Here is a 26,107-nt window from a genome sequence, read left to right as displayed (position 1 = left end):
TCCGCTTTGCGGTTAATTGATATGGAAAAAGTATGAAGAACTGGAAAACGCTGCTGCTCGGTATCGCTATGGTCGCGAATACCAGCTTCGCGGCCCCACAGGTTGTCGACAAAGTCGCTGCCGTTGTGAACAACGGTGTGGTACTTGAGAGCGACGTTGATGGTTTAATGCAGTCTGTGAAGCTCAACGCGGGTCAGGCAGGTCAGCAACTTCCGGATGATTCCACGCTGCGTCATCAGATCCTGGAGCGTTTGATCATGGATCAAATCGTTCTGCAGATGGGTCAGAAGATGGGTGTGAAGATCTCTGATGAGCAGCTCGATCAGGCTATCGCCAACATTGCGAAGCAGAACAATATGACCCCGGACCAGATGCGCAGCCGTCTGGCCTATGACGGCATCAACTATTCGACCTACCGTAATCAGATCCGTAGAGAGATGCTGATTTCAGAAGTGCGCAATAACGAAGTGCGTCGCCGTGTCACCATCCTGCCGCAGGAAGTCGATGCCCTGGCCAAACAGGTCGGCAATCAGAACGATGCCAGTACCGAACTGAACCTGAGCCACATCCTGATCCCACTGTCAGAAAACCCATCCTCTGACCAGGTGGCTGAGGCGGAAAGCCAGGCGCGTTCCATCGTCGATCAGGCACGTAACGGTGGTGATTTCGGCAAACTGGCGATCACCTATTCCGCTGACCAGCAGGCGCTGAAAGGCGGCCAGATGGGCTGGGGTCGTATTCAGGAGCTGCCTTCTATCTTTGCCCAGGCGCTGAGCACGGCGAAAAAAGGCGACATCGTAGGGCCAATCCGTTCCGGCGTGGGCTTCCATATTCTGAAAGTCAACGATCTGCGCGGTCAGAGCAAGAGCATCTCCGTGACGGAAGTTCATGCCCGTCACATTCTGCTGAAAACCTCCCCGATCATGTCTGATACGCAGGCGCGGACCAAACTGGAGCAAATCGCCGCCGATATTCGCAGCGGTAAAACCTCCTTCGCCAACGCCGCGAAAGAGTTCTCTCAGGATCCAGGTTCCGCGAATCAGGGCGGCGATCTGGGCTGGGCGGCTGCGGATATTTACGATCCGGCCTTCCGCGATGCGCTGATGAGAATGAACAAAGGTCAGATGAGCGAACCGGTTCACTCCACCTTCGGCTGGCACCTCATTGAGCTGCTGGATACCCGCAATGTGGATAAAACCGATGCGGCGCAAAAAGATCGTGCGTACCGTATGCTGTTCAACCGTAAGTTCTCTGAAGAAGCCGCGACCTGGATGCAGGAACAACGCGCCAGCGCTTACGTCAAAGTCCTGAGCAACTAATGAAACAACATCGTGTTGTCATCACTCCCGGCGAACCCGCCGGGATTGGTCCCGACCTGGTCGTCCAGCTTGCCCAGCGCAGCTGGCCTGTCGAACTGGTGATCTGCGCCGATGCCAGCGTGCTCGAAGCGCGAGCAAAACAGCTTAATCTCCCGCTCACGCTTCTGCCGTATCAGGCAGAAAACGCTCCCCTTCCCCAGCAAGCAGGCACCTTAACGCTGCTACCTGTCCCGCTACGCACACCGGTTATCCCCGGCCAACTGAGCACCGAAAATGGCCATTACGTGGTGGAGACGCTGGCGCGCGCCTGCGATGGCTGTCTGAGCGGGGAATTTGCCGCGCTGATCACCGGCCCGGTCCATAAAGGGGTGATCAACGATGCCGGCGTGGCCTTTACCGGTCATACCGAGTTTTTTGAAGAGCGGTCGCACAGCGCAAAAGTGGTGATGATGCTGGCAACCGAGGAGCTGCGCGTTGCGCTGGCGACCACGCACCTGCCTATCAAAGCCATTTCTGACGCCATTACGCCGGATCTGCTGCGCGACGTCATTACCATCCTGCATCACGATTTACGCACTAAGTTCGGTATTGCCGATCCGCACGTGCTGGTATGCGGCCTGAATCCCCACGCGGGTGAAGGCGGCCATATGGGTATGGAAGAGATCGACACCATCATTCCGGTGCTGGAAGAGATGCGCGCGAAAGGCATGAATCTCAGCGGGCCGCTGCCTGCCGATACCCTGTTTCAACCGAAATACCTGGATCATGCAGATGCCGTGCTGGCGATGTACCACGATCAGGGCCTTCCCGTGCTAAAATACCAGGGATTTGGCCGCGGGGTGAATATTACCCTCGGTTTACCCTTTATTCGCACTTCTGTTGACCACGGTACTGCGCTCGATTTAGCAGGCCAGGGAAAAGCAGATGTCGGCAGTTTTATTACGGCGCTTAATCTCGCCATCAAAATGATTGTTAATACTCAATGAATAATCGCGTCCACCAGGGCCATTTAGCCCGTAAACGTTTCGGGCAAAACTTCCTCAACGATCAGTTTGTGATCGAAAGTATTGTTTCGGCTATCAACCCACAGAAAGGCCAGGCGATGGTCGAGATCGGGCCGGGTCTGGCTGCACTGACCGAGCCGGTTGGCGAGCGTCTGGATCAACTGACCGTTATCGAACTGGATCGCGATCTGGCAGCACGCCTGCAGACGCACCCGTTCCTCGGGCCGAAACTGACTATTTATCAGCAGGATGCCATGACCATGAACTTCGGCGAACTGTCGGAGAAAATGGGCCAGCCGCTGCGCGTCTTCGGTAACCTGCCCTATAACATCTCCACGCCGCTGATGTTCCACCTGTTTAGCTATACTGATGCCATTGCTGACATGCACTTCATGTTGCAAAAAGAGGTCGTTAATCGACTGGTTGCAGGGCCGAACAGTAAAGCGTATGGTCGTTTAAGCGTGATGGCACAGTACTACTGTAACGTGATCCCGGTACTCGAAGTACCGCCATCGGCGTTTACGCCGCCGCCAAAAGTTGACTCAGCGGTTGTGCGCCTGGTGCCGCACAAAACGAAGCCGTATCCGGTCAACGATCTGCGCGTGCTGAGCCGCATCACCACCGAAGCCTTTAACCAGCGTCGTAAAACGATTCGTAACAGCCTTGGCAATCTGTTTACTGTTGAAGTGTTAGCTCAGTTGGGTATCGACCCGGCGATGCGCGCGGAGAACATTTCCGTAGAGCAATACTGCAAGCTGGCTAACTACATCAGCGAAAATGCGCCGCCGAAGGAGAGCTAAGCCATGATTAATTCGCCCCGCGTATGTGTTCAGGTGCAAAGCCTTTACATCGAGTCTCAATCCACACCGGATGAAGAACGTTTTGTTTTTGCTTACACCGTGACCATTCGCAATCTCGGGCGAACCCCTGTCCAGCTGCTGGGGCGTTACTGGCTTATCACTAACGGCAATGGTCGTGAAATTGAAGTGCAGGGCGAAGGTGTGGTGGGTGAACAGCCGCACATTGCGCCCGGCGAAGAGTATCAGTATACCAGCGGCGCAGTAATTGAGACGCCGCTGGGAACCATGCAGGGCCATTATGAAATGGTCGATACCGAGGGCAATGCATTCCGCGTTGCTATTCCTGTTTTCCGTCTGGCTGTACCAACACTCATTCACTAAACATGTCTACATATCTCATTGGCGACGTTCACGGTTGCTACGATGAACTGATCGCATTGCTAAAGCAGGTGGATTTTACCCCAGGTACAGACACGCTGTGGCTTACGGGCGATCTCGTTGCCCGCGGTCCTGGCTCGCTGGAAGTCCTGCGCTATGTCAAATCGCTGGGCGACAGCGTGCGGATCGTCCTCGGCAACCATGACCTACATCTGCTGGCGGTCTACGCCGGGATCAGCCGCAATAAACCGAAAGACAGGATCACCCCGTTGCTGGATGCGCCCGACGCCGATGAGCTGATTAACTGGCTGCGTCGCCAGCCGCTGCTGCAGATCGACGAAGAGAAAAAACTGGTGATGGCGCACGCGGGCATTACCCCGCAGTGGGATCTGCAAACCGCCAAAGAGTGTGCCCGGGACGTCGAAGCGGTGCTCGCCAGCGACTCTTACCCATTTTTCCTCGATGCGATGTATGGCGACATGCCCAACAACTGGAGCATGGAGCTCAGCGGCGTTGCGCGTCTGCGTTTTATCACGAACGCCTTCACCCGCATGCGCTACTGTTTCCCGAATGGTCAGCTGGATATGTACTGCAAGGATGTGCCAGAAAACGCGCCGACGCCGCTCAAGCCGTGGTTTGCGATCCCTGGCCCGGTAACGGAGCAGTACAGTGTCGTCTTCGGCCACTGGGCATCGCTGGAAGGGAAAGGCACGCCTGAAGGCATTTATGGGCTGGATACGGGTTGCTGCTGGGGGGGAGAACTCACCTGTCTGCGCTGGGAAGATAAAGCCTGGTTTATGCAGCCTTCGAACCGGCATCTGGATTTGGATGAAAATGAAGCCGTAGCGTCGTAGAAGAGCGCTGCACCTCTCCCGGCGGGAAAGGTGCAGTAACCACATTAGCGGCGTTCAAGAATCTCGAAGCAGTAGCTATGGGAGTTTTGCGCATCCGCATCGTGGAATTCGCTGAACACCGATTCCCACTCGTCAGGATCGTAGTCCGGGAAATGGGTATCCCCTTCCACTTCAGCATCAATGTGGGTCAGATATAATTTCTGCGCTTTCGGCAGGAATTGCTCATAGATACGCCCCCCGCCAATCACCATAATCTCTTCAGCATCGCCGCAGGCAGCAATGGCTTCGTCAATGGATTTAACCCACTCAACACGATCGTCCGTGCCGGGCTGGCTGCTTATTACGATGTTTTTACGGCCCGGCAACGGGCGCCCGATTGACTCCCAGGTCAGGCGACCCATTACTACCGGCTTGTTCAACGTTGTACGTTTAAACCACGCGAGATCGGCAGGCAGATTCCACGGCATAGCATTTTCCATACCAATCACGCGATCTACCGCAAGCGCCGCAATCAGACTGATCATTGATTATTTCCCGGATGCAAAAAATTGCCGCCACTATACGGAAAGCTTAATCTTTCGTCGACTGGCGGCAGAGTAAAGAACAGGAAATTTTTTATATTTGCTGGCAACCCCTCTTCACGCCACAGGTTTACTCTCCGGCTCATCCTGCGGATCACCGGTATGCTTACCCTCTTCCGTTCCCTGCCAGCCATGACGCTGAGTCAGCGAGAGGTGATTACGATCTTCATTGATGATCTCGGTCAGCATGGCGCTGGTGCGTTTAACGACCGCCGCGCGTGATGTGGCATCGTTTTCCGCCATTTCAGCCATCTCCTCCAGCATCTCAATATTAAAGCGACGGAACAGATCGGCCCGCTCCCGGGCTTCATATGCCCCGAGCCCGAGACTCTCCAGCGCCAGCCGTCCGGATTTGAGCGCCCCTTCAAAGGTTTCACGCTCCGGGGCATCGACACCCGTCTGACGCAGCTTGATGTAGTGATCGATATCGCGTGCGCGGGAGATGATTTTTAGATGCGGGAAATGGGTCTTCGCCAGCTCAACCAGCTGCAGGCTGTTCTTCGGATCGTCTATCGCGTTGATCAACACTTCGGCCTTGTGCGCCCCGGCGGATTCCAGCAAATCCACGCGGGTGGCATCGCCGTAAAAGACCTTCATATCAAACTTACGCAAGGTTTCAATATGATCGGGATCGTGATCGAGGATGACCATTTTTACCCCACTGGAGAGCAACAAACGGCCCGCGATCTGACCGAAGCGACCAAACCCGGCGATAATGACCCGCGGTTGCTCTTCATCAATTTCATCAGCCTCGTGCTGTTGACCACTGTTGGCAGCGTCGAGACGGGTCAACACCACCAGCAGCAACGGAGTCACCGCCATTGACAGCGCCACAGCCAGCGTCAGCGCCTTCGCCCATTCGGGATCGAGCACATTCGCCATGTTCGCCGCACCAAACACCACAAACGCAAACTCACTCCCCTGCCCCAGCAGCACTGCAAACCAGCGCCGCTGTTTCGCGGGAACCTTCAGCGGGCGAGCCACCAGCCAGAGCATGAGCATTTTAATGGCCAGGAAGCCCACCAGCAGGATCGCGATGCGCAGCGGATGGGTGACTAACGTCCCGAAATCAACCGACATCCCCACGCCAATAAAGAACAGCCCCAGCAGCAGCCCCTTAAAGGGCTCGATATCGCTTTCCAGGGCGTGGCGGTACTCGGAGCTCGCCAGCAGAACGCCTGCCAGAAACGCCCCCATCGCCATAGAGAGCCCGGCCTCTTCCAGCATCAGACCAAAGCCGAAGACCAGAAACAGGGCTACGGCGCTGAACACTTCGCGCAGGCCGGAGCGGGCAACAAAACGCAGCAACGGTCGGCTGACGTAACGCCCAAGCAGCACTACCAGCGCCAGCGCCCCGACCACTTTCAAGGCCGAAAGAGCAAAGGCGCCCAGGGTAGTTGACGCTCCGGAAGCGGCCAGCAGCGGGATCATCGCCACCAGCGGAATGGCAGCGATATCCTGAAACAGCAGCACCGAGAAGGCGCTGCGTCCCATCTGTGAAACCGTCAGGTTGCGTTCATTCATGGCCTGCATGGCGATCGCCGTGGATGAGAGCGCCAGCGTCATGCCGATCAGCTCCGCCACTTTCCAGTCCATGCCCAGCAGGATGCAGAACCCGCCCAACAGCAGACCGCAGGCCAGCATCTGCAATGCCCCGCCGCCAAATACCGAGGCGCGCAATTTCCACAGACGACGCGGATCCAGCTCCAGTCCAATCACAAACAGCATCAGCACCACGCCAATTTCCGCAAAGTGCAGAATCGACTCGGCATCGGTGACCAGCCGGAATCCCCACGGGCCAATGACGCAGCCGGCAATCAGATAGCCCAGCACCGACCCCAGCCCCAGACGTACCGCAACCGGCACAATCAGCGCCGCGGCGCCCAAATAGATCAGCGCCTGAATCAGCGTGTGGCTATCCATGGTGCGCCTCCTGCCAGTCGAGTAAACGTTGTTTGTAGTGGCGCGCCTGCGCCTGAAGGGTTTCGTCGTCGCAAACGAAGGTGCAGTGCATAGCAAATGGGGGAAGCCAGTTGAGCCCACAATAGAGCGCTGTCGCCTGCAGCGGCTGCGCCAGCACCTCAAAACCGGGGAAGGAACCGATATCAAAATGTCTTTCGCCGCCACCGGTGGTCACCGCCCACAGCAGGCTTTTACCCTTGAGCGCTCTGCCGTTATGACCGTACGCCCAGCCGTGCGAGAAGACTTTATCGATCCACAGTTTCAACAACGGAGGTGTGCTGTACCACTGCATCGGATGCTGCCAGACGATGAGATCGGCCCTGGAGATAGCCTCCTGCTCAGCAGCGATATCAATATTAAAGTCAGGATAGAGCTGATAGAGCGAGCGGATCTCTACACCTTCCAGCGTCTTTATTTGTTCAAGCATTCGCTTATTCGCATGCGAATGATGTGGATAAGGATGGGCGTAAATAATGAGTATCATGATTAACCTGGGCAAACTGCTTCTTGTTGTGACTGTCAGTGTAGTCAGGAAAGCGAAGCGTTTGAAGGGCTCAGTCCCGCCGCCAGGCTTAACAGCAAGGATTGGCAAACCGTGCCAGGATGAAGGCTATACTTTGCATCAAATTAATAATTTGAAATTATAATATTTAAAATACAGATCAATAAACCAGTAAAAATAAAAAATACTGAGCAATTAACTTTAAATTAATTCATCATTTAATATGAATTGATATACACAAGTGGTTTTAGAATCAATAATTTCAATTTTAAGCAATTTAATTAGCCTTATAAAACAAGTATTTACAATAATTTACCCCCTTATTAAAATACACGTCCTTTTATCACAAAATGGATGTGGCAATGAAAAGCAAAACCCCGCAATTAAATAAGACTACAAGATTACTAAAAAGTCTTTTCCCCGCTTTACTCTTAGTTACCCCGTTAATGGCAACCGCCGAAACCACCATTAGTGGCTCAACGGATAGCCCCCAAATATTTTCTTCTGACAGTGCCTACATCATCCTTGAAGGCATCAGCATTAATAACTCCACTAATACTCCCACTGTAACTATTACTGATGGTGTTGTCGTCAGTGTCACCAACGCCGGACAGGTGAGCGGCGTGGGAGACGGAATGTGGATATCTGCAGGTTCACAAACAATGGAGGTGAATAATCAGGAAAACGCGCTGATCGAGTCCACCGGTGCTAACGGAATTAGCGTCGTCAACATGGGCGGGGAAATAAACAACGCAGGGAAAATTAGTGGCGCAGAGTATGGTATTAAAATTCTGGAAGATTCAAGCAACGTCACCATCGCTAATACCGCAACAGGCACTATCGAAGGTAAAACCGCGCTCTCAGCCGACGCGAGCATCATACTCAATAATGCGAATATTTTAAAAGGCAGCACGGGGAACGGTGCTGAGTTTGTTAATGCAGGCAAAAGTACCCTTAATAATAACGGAACGATAGAAGGTGCCATTAACGGTGTTATCACGTCCGGTAATCACAGACTTCTACTCAGTAACAATGGCCTGATAAAGGGCTCAGAGAGTGCAGTATTATTTGAAAGTAACCAAACTAACACGTTGACCCTGGGAAAGGGATCTGTGCTTGATGGCGATGTCATCTCAACAAATTCCAAAACAAATACCTTAACATTACGTGATGAAGGCTCAGAAGACAGTAACTTCCGCGGCCTGACGGAAGGTGACGGCTTTGCGTCGCTGACCATGAACGGCACTGACTGGACCCTGACTGGCAATGTCGATGTGATCGGTTCAGACGACTCGATTAAGGTCAACACGGGTAAACTGACGCTGGCAGGCGATGTGAAAAATAGCGCCGGAAATACCCTTATTGCCAACGACGCTACGCTGCAATTAGGTGATGGCACGAATACCGGCTCATTGACCGGGGCCATAACCAATAACGGCACGTTCACCTTTAATCAGGGCTCCGATTCTACCTTCGCTTCTGATATTACCGGCACAGGCAGCGTCACCAAAACCGATGCTAACATCCTGGCCCTGACCGGCAACAACAGCTACACCGGCAATACGCTACTGAGCAGCGGCACCACGCTGGTGGCCGAGGGCGCAACCCTGGGCAGTGCAGGCAACACGGCCACCATTACCGTTGACGACGGCGCAACTTTCGCCAGCGCAGGCGTTGTTAATAACAATATCGATATCCTGAGCGGCGGCGTGCTGGCCTCATGGAATGCCGTAGCCGGTAACAACGCGACCAGTTCTCCGACGGCTAACACCATCAACGGAAACGTTACCAACAGCGGCACGCTGCAAATTAGCGGCCTCAACAATTACGTGGGTAATAACTTCACCATCAACGGCGATTACACCGGCGTGAGCGGCAGCAAGCTCGTAATGAATAGCATTCTCGGTGATGACAGTTCAAGTACCGATCACTTGACTATCACTGGCAATAGCGCCGGCGCATCCGGCATTCAACTCAGCAACATTGGTGGCCTCGGCGCGCAAACCGTTAACGGGATCGAGATTATCAGCGTGGGAGGCAATTCCGAGGCGGCATTTACCTTAGCTAAACCTGCCGTTGTAGGCGCCTGGGAATATAACCTGAACCAGAAGAGTGATGGCAACTGGTATCTGGAATCCAAAACCCCACCTTCCGACGACAACCAGGACGGTGGAGACGACAACAATGACAACGGCGGTGATAACGGCGGCAACGGCGACAACGGTGGCAATGGCGACAACGGCGGTAACGGCGACAACGGCGATAACGGCGGCAATGGCGGCAACAACGATAATGGCGGGGATAATACGCCTGACGTTCCAGAGGTGATGGCACCGGAAGTCGGTGCTTACCTGGGTAACTATCTTGCCGCTCAGAATATGTTCCTGCATAAACGTGACGACCGCGATCAGCTGACCCTGCGCAATGGCGAGGATCTGAATACCTGGATGTATGTCAAAGGCCGTTATCACGATAACGATATCGCTGGCGGCAAAGTGAACTACGACACGACCGAACTCGTTATGCAGGTCGGTAGTGATTTTATCAGTAAGCAGATGGATCAAGGGGTGCTGCACGCCGGGATGATGTTCGGTGCAGGTCAGGCGAAAACCGACTCCACAGCACGCTACAACTCCCGTAGCGCGCAGGGTAAAGTCGATGGTGTGAACGTCGGGCTGTACGCTACCTGGCAGGAAGATCCGGCATTACGCACAGGCAACTATATCGATACCTGGACCGCGTTTAGCTGGTATCACAATACGGTGAATGGCGATAAGCGCAGCAGCGAATCCTATGACAGCAACGGTTTCGCTGCGTCGATCGAAATGGGCCATGCCTGGGTGGTTGCCTCTGAGAACGAAAGAACCTGGAAAATCGAGCCGCAAATCCAGGCTATCTATAGCTATCTGGATCAGGAAAATCATAAGGATGCCGATGGCGTACGGATCTCCACCCTTGATAATGACGGCGTACTTGGCCGCGTAGGGGTGAAAACCAGCTACTTTGACCAGAAAGATGTGCAGGCGTGGCAGCCTTACGTCGCGGTCAACTGGCTGAAAGGCGCCGGACAGAACGACATCGCCTTTAACGGCGAAGCGTTCAGCAACGATACGCCGGACGATCGGGCGCAGCTGGAGCTGGGCGTAACAGGCAAGCTGAATGAAACCACTCTGATTTCACTGCGTGCCAGCGGCGAATGGGGTGAAAACAGCTACGACGCCTATGGCGGTCATATCCTGTTAAATCACCGCTGGTAATCCTGTTACCGCAATAACCGATGCAGTGGCGCAGGCCACTGCATTTTTTTATCAGTTATCCAGCTCACCCATGGATTTCACCTGATCGCGGTTAATCTGTTCCGTCTGACCGGTTTCGGCATTATCAATAGACATCATTCCAGTATCGTCATCTACCTGCGGTTTTCCATCGGTGACGATAGTTTTACCGTCAGTAGTTTTCACCGCCTGGTTAGACGAACAACCTGCAACGGTGAATAGTGCTGCGGCAGTAAAAATTGAAGTCAGAAAAAGATTCTTTCGCATGGTGTTCTCCCTGCTTTTCAGTTGGATTTAATTATCGACCTGATAATTTTAGGCTAACTGACTGATGGGAGATGAGAAAGCAGAAGGTTCTGAAGAGGGAGGCAGCCATCGTAGGGCGGGTAAGCGAAGCGCCACCCGCCGTTTGCCCGGCGTCGCTTTCGCTTACCGGGCCTACGATAACAGGCTTGTTACTTGCTAATCTGCGCGTGCATCTCTTGCACAGAAATAACCTTCTCGGTGGCATCCGCGTTCAGCGCCATCGCTGTCGCAAAACCGCCGTTCAGGGTAGTGTCGTAATGCACTTTGTACTGCAGCGCGCTGCGGCGAATCAGCTTGGAGTCTTCAATCGCCTGACGCCCTTCGGTGGTGTTGATGATGTAGGTATATTCGCCATTCTTGATACGGTCCTGAATGTGCGGACGACCTTCATGCACCTTGTTCACCAGACGCGGATTGATACCCGCTTCACCCAGCACAATCGCGGTGCCGTGGGTCGCATCCAGCTCAAAGCCATACTTCAGCAGCTTCGCCGCCAGGTCCACCACGCGCTCTTTGTCGCCTTCGCGCACGGAGAGCAGCGCACGGCCCTGTTTCTTCATGGTGGAGTTACTGCCCAACTGCGCCTTGGCGAACGCTTCCGCGAAGGTACGGCCCACGCCCATGACTTCACCGGTAGAGCGCATCTCTGGCCCTAACAGCGGGTCAACGCCCGGGAACTTGTTGAACGGCAGCACCACCTCTTTCACCGAGTAGTACGGCGGGATGATCTCTTTGGTTACGCCCTGCTGCGCCAGCGTCTGGCCAGCCATCACGCGCGCCGCCACTTTCGCCAGCGGGATGCCGGTGGCTTTGGAGACGAACGGGACGGTACGTGCCGCACGTGGGTTGACTTCAATCAGGTAGACTTCGTTGTCTTTCACCGCAAACTGCACGTTCATCAGACCGCGCACCTGCAGCTCGAAGGCCAGTTTCTGCACCTGCTCGCGCATTACGTCCTGAATCTCTTTGCTCAGCGTATAGGCTGGCAGAGAACATGCGGAGTCGCCGGAGTGCACGCCCGCCTGCTCGATGTGCTCCATGATGCCGCCAATCAGCACCCTTTCGCCGTCGCAGATGGCATCCACGTCCACTTCGACCGCATCGTCCAGGAAGCGGTCCAGCAGAACTGGCGCATCGTTAGAGACGCTGACTGCCGTCTGGAAGTAACGGCGCAGGTCGGCTTCGTCGTAGACGATTTCCATTGCGCGGCCACCCAGCACGTAGGAGGGACGCACCACCAGCGGGTAGGTGATCTCTTTAGCCTTCTCAACCGCCTGCTCAATGGTGGTGACGGTGGCGTTAGCCGGCTGTTTCAGTTTCAGACGGTCTACGGCGTGCTGGAAACGTTCGCGGTCTTCTGCACGGTCAATCGCATCCGGGCTGGTGCCGATGACCGGTACACCTGCCGCTTCCAGCGCACGGGCCAGCTTCAGCGGAGTCTGGCCGCCGTACTGCACGATAACGCCTTTTGGCTTCTCGATACGCACGATTTCCAGCACATCTTCCAGCGTTACCGGCTCGAAGTAGAGGCGGTCGGAGGTGTCATAGTCGGTCGAGACGGTTTCCGGGTTACAGTTGACCATGATGGTCTCGTAACCGTCTTCGCGCAGCGCCAGGGAGGCATGTACGCAACAGTAGTCGAACTCGATGCCCTGACCGATACGGTTTGGACCGCCGCCCAGCACCATGATTTTGTCGCGGTCAACGGACGGGTTCGCTTCACATTCGTCTTCATAGGTGGAGTACATGTAGGCGGTGTCGGTCGCAAACTCTGCCGCACAGGTATCCACGCGCTTGTAGACCGGGTGCAGGTCGTACTGGTCACGCAGCTTGCGGATCTCCGCTTCGCGTACGCCCGCCAGTTTAGCCAGACGCGCGTCGGCAAAGCCTTTACGCTTCAGCATGCGCAGGAAGTCAGCGTCGAGGCCGTTGATACCCAGCTCTGCCACCTTCTCTTCCAGACGCACCAGCTCTTCAATCTGCACCAGGAACCAACGGTCGATGTTGGTCAGGTTGAAGACGCCATCGACGGACATGCCCGCACGGAAAGCGTCGGCGATATACCAGATACGCTCAGCGCCCGCGTCTTTCAGCTCGCGACGGATTTTGGTCAGCGCTTCCGGGTCATCCAGGCTCACTTTCGGGTCGAAACCGGTGGCGCCCACTTCCAGGCCGCGCAGCGCTTTCTGCAGGGACTCCTGCTGGGTGCGGCCAATGGCCATCACTTCGCCGACAGATTTCATCTGGGTGGTCAGACGGTCGTTCGCACCAGCAAATTTCTCGAAGTTGAAGCGAGGAATTTTGGTCACAACGTAGTCGATAGACGGTTCGAACGAGGCCGGAGTACGCCCGCCGGTGATGTCGTTCATCAGCTCGTCGAGGGTGTAACCCACCGCCAGTTTCGCCGCCACTTTAGCAATCGGGAAGCCGGTGGCTTTCGATGCCAGCGCAGAGGAGCGGGACACGCGCGGGTTCATCTCAATAACAATCAGACGACCGTTCTTCGGGTTAACCGAGAACTGCACGTTAGAGCCGCCGGTTTCGACGCCAATCTCACGCAGTACCGCCATCGAGGCGTTACGCATGATTTGGTACTCTTTGTCGGTCAGGGTCTGGGCGGGCGCCACGGTGATGGAGTCACCGGTGTGGATGCCCATGGCATCGAAGTTTTCGATGGAGCAGACGATGATGCAGTTGTCGTTTTTATCACGCACCACTTCCATCTCGTACTCTTTCCAGCCGATCAGTGATTCATCAATCAGCAGCTCGTTGGTTGGAGAAAGATCCAGACCACGGGCGCAAATCTCTTCGAACTCTTCACGGTTGTAAGCGATACCGCCGCCGGTGCCGCCCATGGTGAAGGAAGGACGGATGATGCACGGATAACCCACGTCAGCGGCAACCGCCAGCGCCTCTTCCATATTGTGTGCAATGCCGGAACGTGCGGTGTCGAGGCCGATTTTTTTCATTGCCACGTCGAAGCGACGACGGTCTTCTGCTTTATCAATCGCGTCGGCGGTGGCGCCAATCATGGTCACGCCGAACTCAGCCAGCACGCCCTGACGCTCCAGCTCCAGCGCACAGTTCAGCGCCGTCTGTCCGCCCATGGTTGGCAGTACCGCATCCGGACGCTCTTTTTCGATGATTTTGCGTACCACTTCCCAGTGAATCGGCTCGATGTAGGTCGCATCGGCCATTTCCGGGTCGGTCATGATGGTGGCCGGGTTGGAGTTCACCAGGATAACGCGATAACCCTCTTCACGCAGGGCTTTACACGCCTGGGCGCCAGAGTAATCAAATTCACAGGCCTGGCCGATAACGATCGGGCCAGCGCCAAGGATCAGGATGCTTTTTATGTCTGTACGTTTTGGCATGGTCTTCTCGGCTCCTGATTATTTAGCGGTCTTACGGTATTGCTCGATAAGTTCGATGAAGTGATCGAACAGCGGCGCGGCATCGTGCGGGCCTGGGCTTGCCTCCGGGTGTCCCTGGAAGCTGAACGCCGGTTTGTCGGTACGATGAATGCCCTGCAGAGTGCCATCGAACAGCGACTTGTGCGTGACGCGCAGGTTGGCAGGCATGGAGGCTTCATCGACGGCAAAACCGTGGTTCTGTGCGGTAATCATTACCGTGTTGTTGTCGATATCTTTCACCGGGTGGTTACCACCGTGGTGACCGAACTTCATCTTCACGGTTTTCGCACCGCTCGCCAGCGCCAGCAGCTGATGGCCGAGGCAGATGCCGAATACCGGAATGTCGGTTTCAAGGAAAGCTTTAATCGCGTCGATAGCGTAGTCGCACGGCGCCGGGTCACCCGGGCCGTTAGAGAGGAAGATCCCGTCCGGGTTCATCTTCAGTACTTCGTCTGCCGGGGTTTTGGCCGGCACAACGGTCAGGCGGCAGCCGCGATCCACCAGCATACGCAGGATGTTGCGCTTGGCGCCGTAGTCGTAGGCCACCACGTGGAACGGCAGCTCTTCCTCTTTTTTCGCTTCCGGCAGTTCGCCAGCCAGCGTCCAGCTCCCCTGCGTCCAGCTGTAGGACTCAGCGGTGGTCACTTCTTTTGCCAGATCCATACCGTTCAGACCCGGGAAGGCTTTGGCTTTTTCCTGCGCCAGAGCCGCATCCAGATTGTCGCCAGCGATGATGCAGCCGTTCTGGGCACCTTTTTCACGCAGCAGACGCGTCAGCTTACGGGTATCGATATCGGCAATCGCCACGATGTTATGGCGTTTCAGGTAAGAAGAGAGGTCTTCGGTATTGCGGTAGTTGCTGGCAATCAGCGGCAGGTCACGAATGATCAGACCTTGTGCATGTACCTGGGAGGACTCTTCATCAGCGGCGTTAGAGCCGACATTACCAATATGGGGATAAGTTAAAGTGACGATTTGGCGGGAATAGGAAGGATCAGTGAGGATTTCTTGATAACCGGTCATTGAAGTATTGAAAACGACTTCCCCAACCGCCGAACCTGTTGCCCCAATGGCCCGACCGATAAACTGGGTTCCGTCTTCCAGAACCAATAGCGCTGACTTAATCAAAACACCCTCCAGAGAATATTCACTCACTTTATTTGCATATTAATTCATAACCAAGGTTCAAATCAATGCAAATCTGCTGCCAGTGGATTTTCGGCAAACGGCGGCATTCTGGAGATTTAGCAGGGGAAAGTCAACTTAAAAAGTAGGTTTTGTCTGTCGTTTTTATGCCACTGGTGGGAAAGAGAGTTGTTAACGGGCAAAAAGATCAACTAAATCACCTGGGAAAACGCTTGCGAACCCATTTTATTGTTAGAACTGCCGTTGCGGTCCAAAAAAGTGGACCATTTGGTCAAAATTCACAAGAATGAAACAAAAATAGAGGGGAAAAAGAAGAGTTATAGAGGTTTGACTTAGAAATGACGCTAAAAATCTTAAAATTAAAGGGCAATAAAATATTGCCCTCTGCAATCAAGTAATTACGACTGCAATAACCACATCACGAAGGGTAACTATGATTATAAATTGTTAAGATCGAGCACATCACGCATGTCAAAAAGACCATCTTTTTTGCCTTTCAACCAAACAGCAGAACGAACAGCCCCATTTGCAAAAGTCATACGACTGGAAGCCTTATGGGTGATTTCAACGCGCTCACCAATATCGGCAAACATCGCGGTATGTTCGCCTACAATGTCACCGGCACGCACCGTGGCAAAACCAATGGTGCCCGGGACGCGTTCACCGGTATGGCCTTCACGGGTGTAGACGGCACACGCTTTCAGATCCTTATCCATCGCCTGGGCAATCGCCTCGCCCATCGCCAGGGCCGTACCTGACGGTGCGTCCACTTTGTAGCGGTGGTGAGCTTCAACGATCTCGATATCGGTATAGTCACCCATCACCTTCGCCGCTTTCTCCAGCAGCTTGAGCATCACGTTCACGCCCACGCTGAAGTTGGCCGCAAATACGACGGGGATGACTTTCGCCGCATCCTGAATCGCCTGTTTGCCCGCGTCGTCAAAACCGGTGGTGCCGATCACCATGCCCTTGCCGTGCTGGCGGCAAAACGCCAGGTGATGCAGCGTGCCTTCCGGGCGCGTAAAATCGATAAACACGTCAAAGTCATCTTTTACTGCATCAAGGCTGCTCTGCACGGTGACGCCCGTCTTAGCCACGCCTGCCAGCTCACCGGCATCCGCGCCTAATAAAGAAGAGCCTTCGCGCTCCAGCGCGGCGCCAAGCGCAACGCCGTCCATCTGCAGCGTAGCCTGAATTAACTGACGGCCCATACGGCCACCCGCGCCCGCAATTGCGACACGGACCTGTGCATCATGCATAGTTATTCTCTTACGTTAAAATGATGTAAATCGCTTCCAGAGTAACCAGCCAGCAAGATTGCCGCCATCTGAAAACGCCGATAATTAGAATTTAATGATAAAACGGGTCAGATATCAGTAAAAAATATAGGCGTCAGCGAAAACCGCACGATTCATGCACCGCCAGCGTAGGGGGCAGGAGGTTATCTCCGGCCCGGGCAGGACAACATGGCAAGCTTACAAGATTAACAGCCCTACCTCCTTTCAAGCCTTGCGCCCTGTCGGATTAATCACACTCCAGTTAAGCCTGCTCGTGAAGGGCATAAGTGACCACCAGCTGCCCTTTTTTTATTTTCATCCCCAGGATCTCCATTTCACCTATTTCCGCCAGTTGGCTAGCATGCGTTCCGCCACACGAATAAGCCGGAAGATCGCCAAAGCGAACCTTGCGTCTGCCCGCTTCCATTTCTGTATGACGGGGCAGATTATCCGCTTTCCAGCCGTTGATAAGGGCGATTAGCGCGCTGGCATCAGGCATTGCGCTCTTAAGGTCCCGGGCCGTAAAGGTAATTCGTCCTTCACCGGGCCAGTGGTGGGCTTTTACCGGTTCCCAACCGCATCGCTCACCGGCATAACCGATCAAATGGCCTGCGCTGTGCCAGCGGGAATGTCGCACCCGCGCACTTTTATCCACCTGAATGTCCACCTCGCCTGGCACAAGCGGCCGGGCCAGAATGTGAATGACCTGCTCTCCACGCAGGTTCACGCTCTCCACCGCGATCCCGGCGATGTAGCCCCGATCTGCTGGTTGTCCGCCGCCCTGCGGATGGAAAAGGGTTTGATCCAGCTCGACGGCGTAACGGCCATCCGCCTCTTCAGTGCAACGGATGACTTTCGCGCGGCCTTCCGTCGCTTCACTGGTGTAATAAAGTCGTTCTGTCATGGTTGTTCTCCTCTGTATCCTGACAGTATATTCATCACTTAAGCATCGATAATTGGCCTTTCAAACAATGCACTCTTGCCTGGTACGCACAAATGAAACCTGCACTGCTTCCCGATCTCGCAACCTTCGTGACCATCGTTGAACACGGCAATTTTTCAACCGTAGCCCGTATTACGGGCGCGACCCCCTCGGCGATCAGCCGTTGTGTTTCACGCCTGGAGAAGGAGATGGGGTGTAAGTTACTGAACCGTACCACGCGCAAGCTGGCACTTACCGAAACCGGAAAATCGGTTTATGAACATGCCCTGGATATGCTGGACGCGGCCCAACAGGCAATGGATTCCGGCAGCAGTCTGCAAACCATTGCGCAGGGAAAGCTCACGATAAGCGTACCGAAAGCCGTGGGACGCTTCGTGATCCATCCGCTGATGCCTGCATTCCTGGCGCGCTATCCGCAAATAGATGTCTGCCTGCGCCTGGAAGATCGCTACATGGATCTGATCGATGACGGTGTCGATCTGGCATTACGGATCACCGATACCCCTTCGCCAGGCCTGTACGGAAAACCGCTGATGCCGGTAACCCATATTATTTGCGCGACGCCAGAATACCTTCGTCGCGCAGGCACGCCTCAGCATCCGCACGACCTCCGGGGGCATAGCTGTATTTCGCTCGGTGAAACCCCGGCCGATTCACGCTGGAAATTTACCTCGCAGGGAAAAACGGAGATTGTCCAGACGCACGGCCGCTACGCGGCCAACCACACGGGCGTGCGGCTGGATGCGGTCAAACATCATGTAGGCATCGGGAGTTTACCGCTGTTTACGGCACGTGAGGCGCTTGAAAAAGGGGAAATTGTACAGGTTCTGCCGGAGTGGACGTTTATCAGCAGCTATTCGGGCGATTTATGGCTGCTCTGGACGCGTAACAAGCATATGCCAGCCAGAATGCGAGCCATGATCAACTATCTGAATGAAAAAATGCCAGTCATCTGATGACTGGCATTTTTAAATCTTATTCTACTTCGCGGGCGTCGATACGCAGCTCTTTCGGGACTTCGAAGACGATGTTCTCTTCGCGCCCTTCCAGCGGAACGGCTTCACCTCCACCCAACTCCTGAAGGCGGGCAATCACGTTCTGCACCAGAATATCCGGCGCGGAAGCCCCTGCGGTGACACCGACACAGGCTGCGTTTTTAACCCACGCTTCCTGGATGTCCGTCGCGTCGTCGATCAGGAACGCCGCCTTGCCCATTCGCTGTGCCAGTTCGGCCAGGCGGTTGGAGTTAGAGGAGTTTTTCGAGCCGACCACCAGCACTACGTCCGCCTGTTCTGCCAGAGCGCGCACCGCTTCCTGACGGTTAGTGGTTGCGTAGCAGATATCATCTTTACGCGGCCCGACGATTTTCGGGAAGCGCTGGCGCAAGGCGTCAATCACATCCGACGTATCATCAACCGAAAGCGTGGTCTGCGTCATAAACGACAGACGGGCTTCGTTTTTCACGTTCAGCGTCAGGACATCTTCCGGGGACTCAACCAGATACATCCCCCCTTCCGGGTTGCTGTACTGTCCCATGGTGCCTTCGACTTCCGGGTGACCGGCGTGACCAATCAGGATCGATTCCTCACCACGGCGGCTGGCGCGGGCCACTTCCATATGCACTTTCGTTACCAGCGGACAGGTAGCGTCGAAGACGGTCAGATCGCGGCTTTTGGCTTCGTTACGCACGGCCTGGGAAACGCCGTGCGCGGAGAAGATCAGAATAGCGCCGTCCGGCACTTCGCTGATTTGCTCGATGAAGATCGCCCCACGCTCGCGCAGGCTATCCACCACGTAGCGGTTGTGTACCACTTCATGACGCACGTAAATCGGCGCGCCGTAGATCTCCAGCGCGTTTTCAACAATGCTGATAGCGCGGTCTACACCGGCGCAGAAGCCGCGCGGGTTAGCCAACAGGATCTGCATTTCAGGCCTCCAGTGCCGGATCGATTTCCAGCACTTCTACATCAAAATGAACGGTACGCCCGGCAAGCGGATGGTTGAAGTCAACGGTAATCGAGTCGCCGTTGATTTCACGGATCACACCTGGCATTTCGCTGCCATCCATAGCGGTAAAGAGCATAATCGCCCCGATCTCAGGCTCTCCTGCATCCATAAATTCACGACGCGAGAAGTACTGGATCAGGTCCGGGGACGGCACGCCAAACGCCGCATCCGGCTCCAGTGAAAAGCTTTTTTTATCCCCCTCTTTCAGCCCCAGCAACTGTTGCTCAAGACCTTCAGACAGAGAGGTGTCACCCATACGGAACAGCGCCGGTTTGCCGTTATTGCGGGTAGACTCCGCCGTGGAGCCATCATCGAGTTTCAGCGTGAAATGAACCAGCATCGCGCTGTTGGACTGTACGGATTTAGACATGCAGAGTGCTCACTCATTTTGCCCGGTAGCGCTGCGCTTACCGGGCCTACTCATCGTAGGCCGGTGCAAGCGTAGCGCCGCCCGGCGGGTTTGTTACGCCTGCTCTTTCGCTGCGGGCTTCGGCAAGAAGCCTTCCAGCACAATCAGCGCCGCACCGATACAAATCGCCGTATCGGCCAGATTGAAGGTGGCGAAGTGCCAGTTGCCGACATAGAAGTCGATCATATCGACCACAAAGCCGTGCCACAGACGGTCGAACAGGTTACCCAGCGCGCCGCCAATGATCAGCGCGTAGGCGATGTTGTTCAGCTTTTGCGTGGCTTTTCCGCGGTACATCAGCACGGCCAGCACTACGCAGATACCGAGAGCGATACCTGCAAAGAACCAGCGCTGCCAACCGCCGCTATCCGCCAGGAAGCTAAACGCTGCGCCATAGTTACGCGCATAGTGCAGATTAAGCGACGGGAACAGCGGAACCGTATCCCCCAGAGCAAAGTTCTGGAGGATCAGGTACTTGCTGCCCAAATCAATAATCAGCACGACTACCACCAGCCACAGCCAGCGCAGCCCTGTTGAAGAGAGTGATTTACTCATCAGGCAAACTTACGTTTTTCGCCATCACCGGCGACGTTGCTGACACAGCGTCCGCAGATCTCTGCGTGTTCCGCCACCTTGCCGATATCGGTCGTGTAGTGCCAGCAGCGCGGGCACTTCTCGCCGTCGGCTTTCGCCAGCGCCACTTTCAGCCCTTTGAGCAGTTCGCTCTGCTGGGCATCAGCGCTCGCATCGGCATAATCCGCAACTTTTGCACCGGAGGTCAACAGGACAAATCGTAATTCATCGCCCAGCGCCGTCAGCTTCGCTGCCAGTCCTGGTTCAGCGTACAGGGTTACTGCCGCTTCCAGAGAGCCGCCCACTTTCTTGTCAGTACGCGCCTGCTCGATGACCTTGTTCACTTCGCCGCGCACTTTCAGCAGCTCGTCCCAGAAGGCATCGTTCATGGCTTCGGTTTCGCCCAGGCCAAACAGACCTTCATACCACTCGCCAGTGAAGACATACTTCTCACGGTCGCCTGGCAGGTAGCCCCAGATCTCATCTGCGGTGAAGGACATGATCGGCGCCATCCAGCGCACCAGCGCTTCGGCGATGTGGTACAGCGCTGTCTGGCAGCTACGACGCGCCACGCTGTCCGCTTTGGCGGTGTACTGACGGTCTTTGATGATGTCGAGGTAGAACGAGCCCATCTCGATGGAGCAGAAGCGCATCAGGCGCTGCACCACTTCGTGGAAGTCGTAGGAGTCGTACGCCTTAACGATATCTTCCTGCGCCGCCTGGGCACAGCCTACCGCCCAGCGATCCAGCACTACCATCTCTTCCGGTTTCACCATGTCTTTTGCCGGATCGAAACCATTGAGGTTCGCCAGCAGGAAGCGCGCAGTGTTACGGATACGACGATAGCTGTCGGCTGCACGCTTCAGGATCTCGTCGGACACCGCCATTTCGCCGGTGTAGTCGGTGGATGCCACCCAGAGACGCAGAATATCCGCGCCCAGCTTGTTCATCACGTCCTGCGGAGAAACGGTGTTACCGATAGATTTGGACATCTTGCGGCCCTGACCATCTACGGTGAAACCGTGGGTCAGTACCTGACGGTAAGGCGCTTTGCCCTTCATGGCGGTGGAGATCATCAGAGATGACATGAACCAGCCGCGGTGTTGGTCAGAACCTTCCAGATACATGTCGGCAGCGTGACCGGCAAACTCAGGACGCACGTCAACCACGGAGGCGTGGGTGGATCCGGAGTCGAACCAGACGTCCAGCGTATCCGGCACTTTCTCGTAGTTATCCGCATCTGCGCCCAGGATGTCGCGGGAATCAAGATCCCACCACGCCTGAATGCCGTCCACTTCAACGCGCTTAGCGACTTCTTCCATCAGCTCAAGCGTGCGTGGGTGCAGCTCCTGGGTCTCTTTATGCACGAACAGAGACATCGGTACGCCCCAGGTACGCTGACGGGAGATACACCAGTCAGGACGGTTCGCCACCATGGACTCGATACGCGCCTGGCCCCAGTCCGGGATCCACTGCACACCTTTGATCTCTTTCAGTGACTGCGCGCGCAGCCCTTTCTGATCCATGCTCACAAACCACTGCGGGGTCGCACGGAAGATGATTGGCGTTTTGTGGCGCCAGCAGCATGGATAGCTGTGCTGCATTTTTTCAACGTGCAGCAGCGAGCCGTTGTCGCGCAGCATGTTGACGATGATATCGTTGGCTTTAAAGACGTTAACACCGTCCAGCGTCGGGTATGTGCCAGGCAGGTAAGCACCATCCGGGCCAACCGGGTTAGCGATTTCCAGCCCGTACTGCAGGCTGATGTTGTAGTCGTCCGGGCCGTGGCCACCGGCGGTATGTACCGCACCGGTACCCGCTTCCAGAGTAACGTGCTCGCCCAGGATCGCCGGCACATCGAAATCGAGGAAGGGATGCTTAAAGCGCATCAGCTCCAGCTCAGCGCCCTTCACGGTGCCGAGTACCTGGTAATCAGTGATGTTCGCGCGCTTCAGCACACTCTCAACCAGATCTTTCGCCAGGATCAGCGCACGGCCTTCAACCTGTACCAGCGCGTATTCGAACTCCGCAGAGAGGGAGATCGCGCGGTTGGCAGGCAGGGTCCACGGGGTGGTGGTCCAGATGACCAGCGAGATTGGGCCGTTGACGCCCGGCAGACCAAATTTGCCCTGCAGCGCATCCTGATCGACGCCTTCAAAGGCTACGTCGATGGACGGGGAGGTCTTGTCGTAATACTCAACTTCTGCCTCTGCCAGCGCTGAGCGGCAGTCCACGCACCAGTGCACCGGCTTGGCGCCTTTGTGCAGGTGGCCGTTGCCGATGATTTTACCCAGCGCACGGATGATGTTGGCTTCGGTTTTGAAGTCCATGGTCAGGTACGGATGCGACCAGTCGCCCAGTACGCCCAGACGGATAAAGTCTTTACGCTGACCATCAACCTGGGTGGCGGCGTATTCACGGCATTTAGCACGGAATTCAGCAGCGGTGAATTTCTCACCCGGCTTGCCAAACTCCTGCTCCACTTTCAGCTCGATCGGCAGACCGTGGCAGTCCCAGCCTGGAACGTAAGGCGAGTCATAGCCCATTAAGCCTTTGGACTTAACGATAATGTCTTTCAGAATCTTGTTTACAGAGTGACCAATATGAATGCTGCCATTCGCATAGGGAGGGCCATCATGCAGAATGAAAGTTTTTTTACCTTTTTTGGCTGCACGGATGATGCCGTACAGGTCATCATCGGTCCAACGCGCCAGCATTCCCGGTTCGCGCTTGGCGAGATCGCCGCGCATCGGGAACCCTGTTTCCGGCAAATTCAGGGTTGATTTATAGTCACTCATCAGATTCTCGGTTCCGTATTTATATCTCAGGCATTAAGCCGGGTTCGATAGCCCAAATATTTCGCGGGCTGTTAATTCATCTCTCGCGATTTGCGCTTTCAGCTCATCAAGCGAGGCGAATCGCTGCTCATTGCGTATTTTTTTACGCAGGATTACATCTATATGGCGACCGTAGAGGTCCATTACAACGTCCAGCAAATGCACTTCGAGCTGCTGGCGCACGCCAGCAACTGTCGGACGGGTACCAATATTGGCAACACCCGGTAAAGGCTTATCACCCAGTCCCGTCACTTCTACCGCATAAACCCCTTTGACCGGGGAAACCTGACGGCGCAGCGGTACATTCGCCGTAGGGAAACCAATGGTGCGACCCAGTTCATCGCCATGCACGACCCGTCCGGAAATGGAGAACGGGCGGCCGAGCAGTTTTGCGGCGGTATCCAGATCGTCATCGGCTAGAGCCTGGCGAACCGCCGTGCTGCTGATGCGCACGCCGCCTTCGCAAAAGGTCTGGGTGCTGGTGACGTCAAAGCCATACTCCAGACCAGCCTTCTGTAATAGCAAGAAATCCCCCTGACGACCAGCGCCAAAGCGGAAATCATCACCCACCGCCAAAAACTGTACCCCGAGGCGATCGACCAGCAGGTCGCCAACAAAATTTTGTGCCGTCAGGGCGGCAAAGCGTCGGTCGAACCGGACGCACAGGACATAGTCCACGCCACACTGCGCCAGATAGCGTAATTTTTCACGCAGACGGGTCAGTCGCGCAGGCGCCTTTTCGCTGGCGAAGAGCTCCAGCGGCTGCGGTTCAAAAATCATTACGACGACCGGCAGACCCCGTGCCCGTCCCTCTTCACGCAATCCCTGCAACAGCACCTGATGCCCACGATGCACGCCGTCGAAATTACCAATAGTCAGCACACACCCGTGCGGGGCCTGACTGAGATTATGTATGCCGCGTATCAGCTTCATGACTGGCTCAAAACAGTGAAAATCGCCAGAGTATACCTTGTACAGCGGTTAAGGTTAACCGGCGATTGTTGCCGCAAAACAGAAAGCTGTAATGATTTCATCATGCTGACCTTTCAGAGCGAAAAAAACTGTCGGCAGATAACGTTTTTTGTGCCGAAAAGCTGTATTCAGACACGACAAGCTGGTAGAATCCTGCGCCATCACTACGTAACGTAGCGTCGCCACCTTAACGGCGCTTATTTGCACAAATCCATTGACAAAAGAAGGTATAGAGGGCATATTCCTCGGCCTTTGAATTGTCCACATAGATCATATTTGGGAGTTGGACCTTGGCTAATATCAAATCAGCTAAGAAACGTGCTATCCAGTCTGAAAAGGCTCGTAAGCACAATGCAAGCCGTCGCTCTATGATGCGTACTTTCATCAAGAAAGTATACGCAGCTATCGAAGCTGGCGACAAAGCTGCTGCGCAGAACGCATTTAACGAAATGCAACCAATCGTGGATCGTCAGGCTGCTAAAGGTCTGATCCACAAAAACAAAGCAGCGCGTCATAAGGCTAACCTGACCGCGCAGATCAACAAACTGGCTTAATCGCTATTTGTTGTTGCTTGTTTTAAAAGAACCCGCTTAACGCGGGTTTTTTTATGCCTTCAGAGTACCGGTGGCGTAAACAGCGCAGCGTAATCCTGATTACAGATACGCTGTACTGCCGGATGCTGGATCATCCTTTCGGCAAAAATGGCGTGATACTCTTCCATCACGTTGTCCACCCGGCCAATCTCGGTAATCTTCTCATCCGCATAGAGATCCTGCGCATAGAGCGTGGGGGCGACAAAAATGGCGTTATGCGCTTCGCCGAACGCTTTCATCAATGCAGCATCGTCAAACTCACCCAGAATTTCAACGTTAAGCCCCTGGGAGTTAAACCAGTTCAGCAGCTTGCGTCCCAGCATCGAACGACGCCCGGGAACCAGTAAACGTCGCTCTTCCAGACAGGCGGGGAACGGTTTTTCTGGCGGCGGATTGCTGCACCAGAAGCTGACGCCGCATTCACCAATCTTCACCGAAAAAAGGCCTTCCTGCTGCGTGGAGTCGATGGGGCAGTCAGAGATAATCATATCCAGCTTATGCTGGCTCAACTGCTCCAGCAGCATCTCGTGCGTCGATTCAAAACAGCGCAGGTGGATCTGCTCATCCTTTACGACTGCCGCATCCAGCACCCCGCTGACCAGCCGCTTTGATAGTGCATCCGCAATGCCCACATCAAAGAGCAGGTTCGACTCCTTACGGTAATTCACAATATCCAGCATCTCCTGGCTCAAGGTGAACATTTTGTCGGCGTAGCGAAACACCAATTCACCCAGTTCGCTTGGCTCAATACCGCGCCCCTTACGCTTGAAGAGCTTGCCCTGCAGGCGCTCCTCCAGCGCTTTGATCTGCCCGGTAATCGTCTGCGGCGTCAGGTAGAGCGCCTCTGCAGCGCCGACAACCGACCCCTCTTTATAGACATGCCAGAAGTAGTAAAGATGGTTGTAGTTAAGATGAGACATACGATCCTCGCTCCCTGATTGTGTTAACGGGAGGGC

General features: G+C 55.0%; 22 protein-coding genes and 1 pseudogene. 8 read left to right on the top strand and 15 right to left on the bottom strand.

Annotation, left to right across the window (positions count from 1 at the left end; all coding sequences use genetic code 11):
• The first annotated feature begins 32 nt into the window (after window positions 1-32).
• The 5 genes from surA to apaH are packed head-to-tail and all read left to right on the top strand — an operon-like array spanning window position 33 to window position 4,355.
• Window positions 33-1,319, top strand: coding sequence for a peptidylprolyl isomerase SurA (surA, locus tag C3406_RS16410; RefSeq protein WP_103823220.1), 1,287 nt, complete (start codon window positions 33-35; stop codon window positions 1,317-1,319).
• A complete protein-coding gene (pdxA, locus tag C3406_RS16405; RefSeq protein ID WP_103178237.1) occupies window positions 1,319-2,305 on the top strand; it encodes a 4-hydroxythreonine-4-phosphate dehydrogenase PdxA in 987 nt (328 codons plus the stop codon). The genes surA and pdxA overlap by 1 nt, the downstream gene beginning before the upstream one ends.
• Window positions 2,302-3,123, top strand: a complete 822-nt coding sequence (gene rsmA / locus C3406_RS16400; protein ID WP_103823219.1) for a 16S rRNA (adenine(1518)-N(6)/adenine(1519)-N(6))-dimethyltransferase RsmA — start codon at window positions 2,302-2,304, stop codon at window positions 3,121-3,123. Before pdxA ends, rsmA begins: the two co-directional genes overlap by 4 nt.
• A gap of 3 nt (window positions 3,124-3,126) precedes the next feature.
• A complete protein-coding gene (gene apaG / locus C3406_RS16395) occupies window positions 3,127-3,504 on the top strand; it encodes a Co2+/Mg2+ efflux protein ApaG (RefSeq protein ID WP_103178235.1) in 378 nt (125 codons plus the stop codon).
• 2 nt (window positions 3,505-3,506) lie between these two features.
• Complete coding sequence (apaH, locus tag C3406_RS16390) at window positions 3,507-4,355, top strand: bis(5'-nucleosyl)-tetraphosphatase (symmetrical) ApaH (protein WP_103823218.1); 849 nt, start codon at window positions 3,507-3,509, stop codon at window positions 4,353-4,355.
• Between the two features lie 44 nt (window positions 4,356-4,399).
• On the opposite strand, the gene folA is transcribed toward apaH, so the two are convergent.
• From folA to kefF, 3 genes are all read right to left on the bottom strand, one after another.
• On the bottom strand, window positions 4,400-4,879 hold the full coding sequence (folA, locus tag C3406_RS16385; RefSeq protein ID WP_103178233.1) for a type 3 dihydrofolate reductase: 480 nt from the start codon (window positions 4,877-4,879) through the stop codon (window positions 4,400-4,402).
• A 114-nt stretch (window positions 4,880-4,993) separates the two neighbouring features.
• Window positions 4,994-6,859 (bottom strand): glutathione-regulated potassium-efflux system protein KefC, encoded by a 1,866-nt coding sequence (kefC, locus tag C3406_RS16375; protein ID WP_103823216.1) that lies wholly within the window; start codon window positions 6,857-6,859, stop codon window positions 4,994-4,996.
• Window positions 6,852-7,382 carry a glutathione-regulated potassium-efflux system oxidoreductase KefF gene (gene kefF, locus C3406_RS16370; RefSeq protein ID WP_103823215.1) on the bottom strand — a complete coding sequence of 177 codons (531 nt, stop codon included), beginning with the start codon at window positions 7,380-7,382 and terminating at the stop codon, window positions 6,852-6,854. The genes kefC and kefF overlap by 8 nt, the downstream gene beginning before the upstream one ends.
• 380 nt (window positions 7,383-7,762) lie before the next feature.
• Here kefF and C3406_RS16365 point away from each other — a divergent pair, with 380 nt between their 5' ends.
• Window positions 7,763-10,657 carry an autotransporter family protein gene (locus C3406_RS16365; protein ID WP_103826481.1) on the top strand — a complete coding sequence of 965 codons (2,895 nt, stop codon included), beginning with the start codon at window positions 7,763-7,765 and terminating at the stop codon, window positions 10,655-10,657.
• Between the two features lie 51 nt (window positions 10,658-10,708).
• On the opposite strand, the gene C3406_RS16360 is transcribed toward C3406_RS16365, so the two are convergent.
• From C3406_RS16360 to C3406_RS16340, 5 genes are all read right to left on the bottom strand, one after another.
• On the bottom strand, window positions 10,709-10,942 hold the full coding sequence (locus tag C3406_RS16360; RefSeq protein WP_103823213.1) for a YgdI/YgdR family lipoprotein: 234 nt from the start codon (window positions 10,940-10,942) through the stop codon (window positions 10,709-10,711).
• A gap of 188 nt (window positions 10,943-11,130) precedes the next feature.
• Window positions 11,131-14,355, bottom strand: coding sequence for a carbamoyl-phosphate synthase large subunit (carB, locus tag C3406_RS16355; RefSeq protein ID WP_103823212.1), 3,225 nt, complete (start codon window positions 14,353-14,355; stop codon window positions 11,131-11,133).
• A gap of 18 nt (window positions 14,356-14,373) precedes the next feature.
• Complete coding sequence (carA, locus tag C3406_RS16350; RefSeq protein ID WP_103823211.1) at window positions 14,374-15,522, bottom strand: glutamine-hydrolyzing carbamoyl-phosphate synthase small subunit; 1,149 nt, start codon at window positions 15,520-15,522, stop codon at window positions 14,374-14,376.
• Between the two features lie 455 nt (window positions 15,523-15,977).
• The gene (dapB, locus tag C3406_RS16345; protein WP_103823210.1) at window positions 15,978-16,799 is read right to left on the bottom strand and encodes a 4-hydroxy-tetrahydrodipicolinate reductase; all 822 of its coding nucleotides are present in this window, start codon (window positions 16,797-16,799) and stop codon (window positions 15,978-15,980) included.
• A 280-nt stretch (window positions 16,800-17,079) separates the two neighbouring features.
• On the bottom strand, window positions 17,080-17,721 hold the full coding sequence (locus C3406_RS16340; RefSeq protein ID WP_103823209.1) for an alanyl-tRNA editing protein: 642 nt from the start codon (window positions 17,719-17,721) through the stop codon (window positions 17,080-17,082).
• 92 nt (window positions 17,722-17,813) lie between these two features.
• On the opposite strand from C3406_RS16340, the gene C3406_RS16335 reads away from it, so the two are divergent.
• Window positions 17,814-18,716: a LysR family transcriptional regulator gene (locus C3406_RS16335; RefSeq protein ID WP_103823208.1), complete on the top strand. Its 903-nt coding sequence runs from the start codon at window positions 17,814-17,816 to the stop codon at window positions 18,714-18,716.
• A gap of 19 nt (window positions 18,717-18,735) precedes the next feature.
• Here the strand turns inward: C3406_RS16335 and ispH are convergent, their stop codons facing one another.
• The 6 genes and pseudogenes from ispH to C3406_RS26520 form a co-directional block, all read right to left on the bottom strand.
• Complete coding sequence (gene ispH / locus C3406_RS16330) at window positions 18,736-19,686, bottom strand: 4-hydroxy-3-methylbut-2-enyl diphosphate reductase (RefSeq protein WP_028015471.1); 951 nt, start codon at window positions 19,684-19,686, stop codon at window positions 18,736-18,738.
• A gap of 1 nt (window position 19,687) precedes the next feature.
• On the bottom strand, window positions 19,688-20,137 hold the full coding sequence (gene fkpB, locus C3406_RS16325; RefSeq protein ID WP_103823207.1) for an FKBP-type peptidyl-prolyl cis-trans isomerase: 450 nt from the start codon (window positions 20,135-20,137) through the stop codon (window positions 19,688-19,690).
• A 93-nt stretch (window positions 20,138-20,230) separates the two neighbouring features.
• Window positions 20,231-20,731, bottom strand: a complete 501-nt coding sequence (gene lspA / locus C3406_RS16320; protein ID WP_039030431.1) for a signal peptidase II — start codon at window positions 20,729-20,731, stop codon at window positions 20,231-20,233.
• On the bottom strand, window positions 20,731-23,547 hold the full coding sequence (ileS, locus tag C3406_RS16315; RefSeq protein ID WP_103823206.1) for an isoleucine--tRNA ligase: 2,817 nt from the start codon (window positions 23,545-23,547) through the stop codon (window positions 20,731-20,733). Before ileS ends, lspA begins: the two co-directional genes overlap by 1 nt.
• A gap of 33 nt (window positions 23,548-23,580) precedes the next feature.
• Window positions 23,581-24,519, bottom strand: coding sequence for a bifunctional riboflavin kinase/FAD synthetase (ribF, locus tag C3406_RS16310; protein ID WP_103823205.1), 939 nt, complete (start codon window positions 24,517-24,519; stop codon window positions 23,581-23,583).
• A 7-nt stretch (window positions 24,520-24,526) separates the two neighbouring features.
• Window positions 24,527-24,694, bottom strand: a pseudogene (locus tag C3406_RS26520) (DUF2575 domain-containing protein).
• 154 nt (window positions 24,695-24,848) lie between these two features.
• Between C3406_RS26520 and rpsT the strand changes: the two are divergent.
• On the top strand, window positions 24,849-25,112 hold the full coding sequence (gene rpsT / locus C3406_RS16300; RefSeq protein ID WP_008502037.1) for a 30S ribosomal protein S20: 264 nt from the start codon (window positions 24,849-24,851) through the stop codon (window positions 25,110-25,112).
• A gap of 59 nt (window positions 25,113-25,171) precedes the next feature.
• Here the strand turns inward: rpsT and nhaR are convergent, their stop codons facing one another.
• Window positions 25,172-26,071, bottom strand: coding sequence for a transcriptional activator NhaR (gene nhaR / locus C3406_RS16295; protein ID WP_103178211.1), 900 nt, complete (start codon window positions 26,069-26,071; stop codon window positions 25,172-25,174).
• Window positions 26,072-26,107: the final 36 nt, after the last annotated feature.

The organism is Leclercia sp. LSNIH8, assembly GCF_002920195.1.
Lineage (GTDB): Bacteria > Pseudomonadota > Gammaproteobacteria > Enterobacterales > Enterobacteriaceae > Enterobacter.
This window is presented reverse-complemented; position numbering and strand designations above follow the sequence as displayed.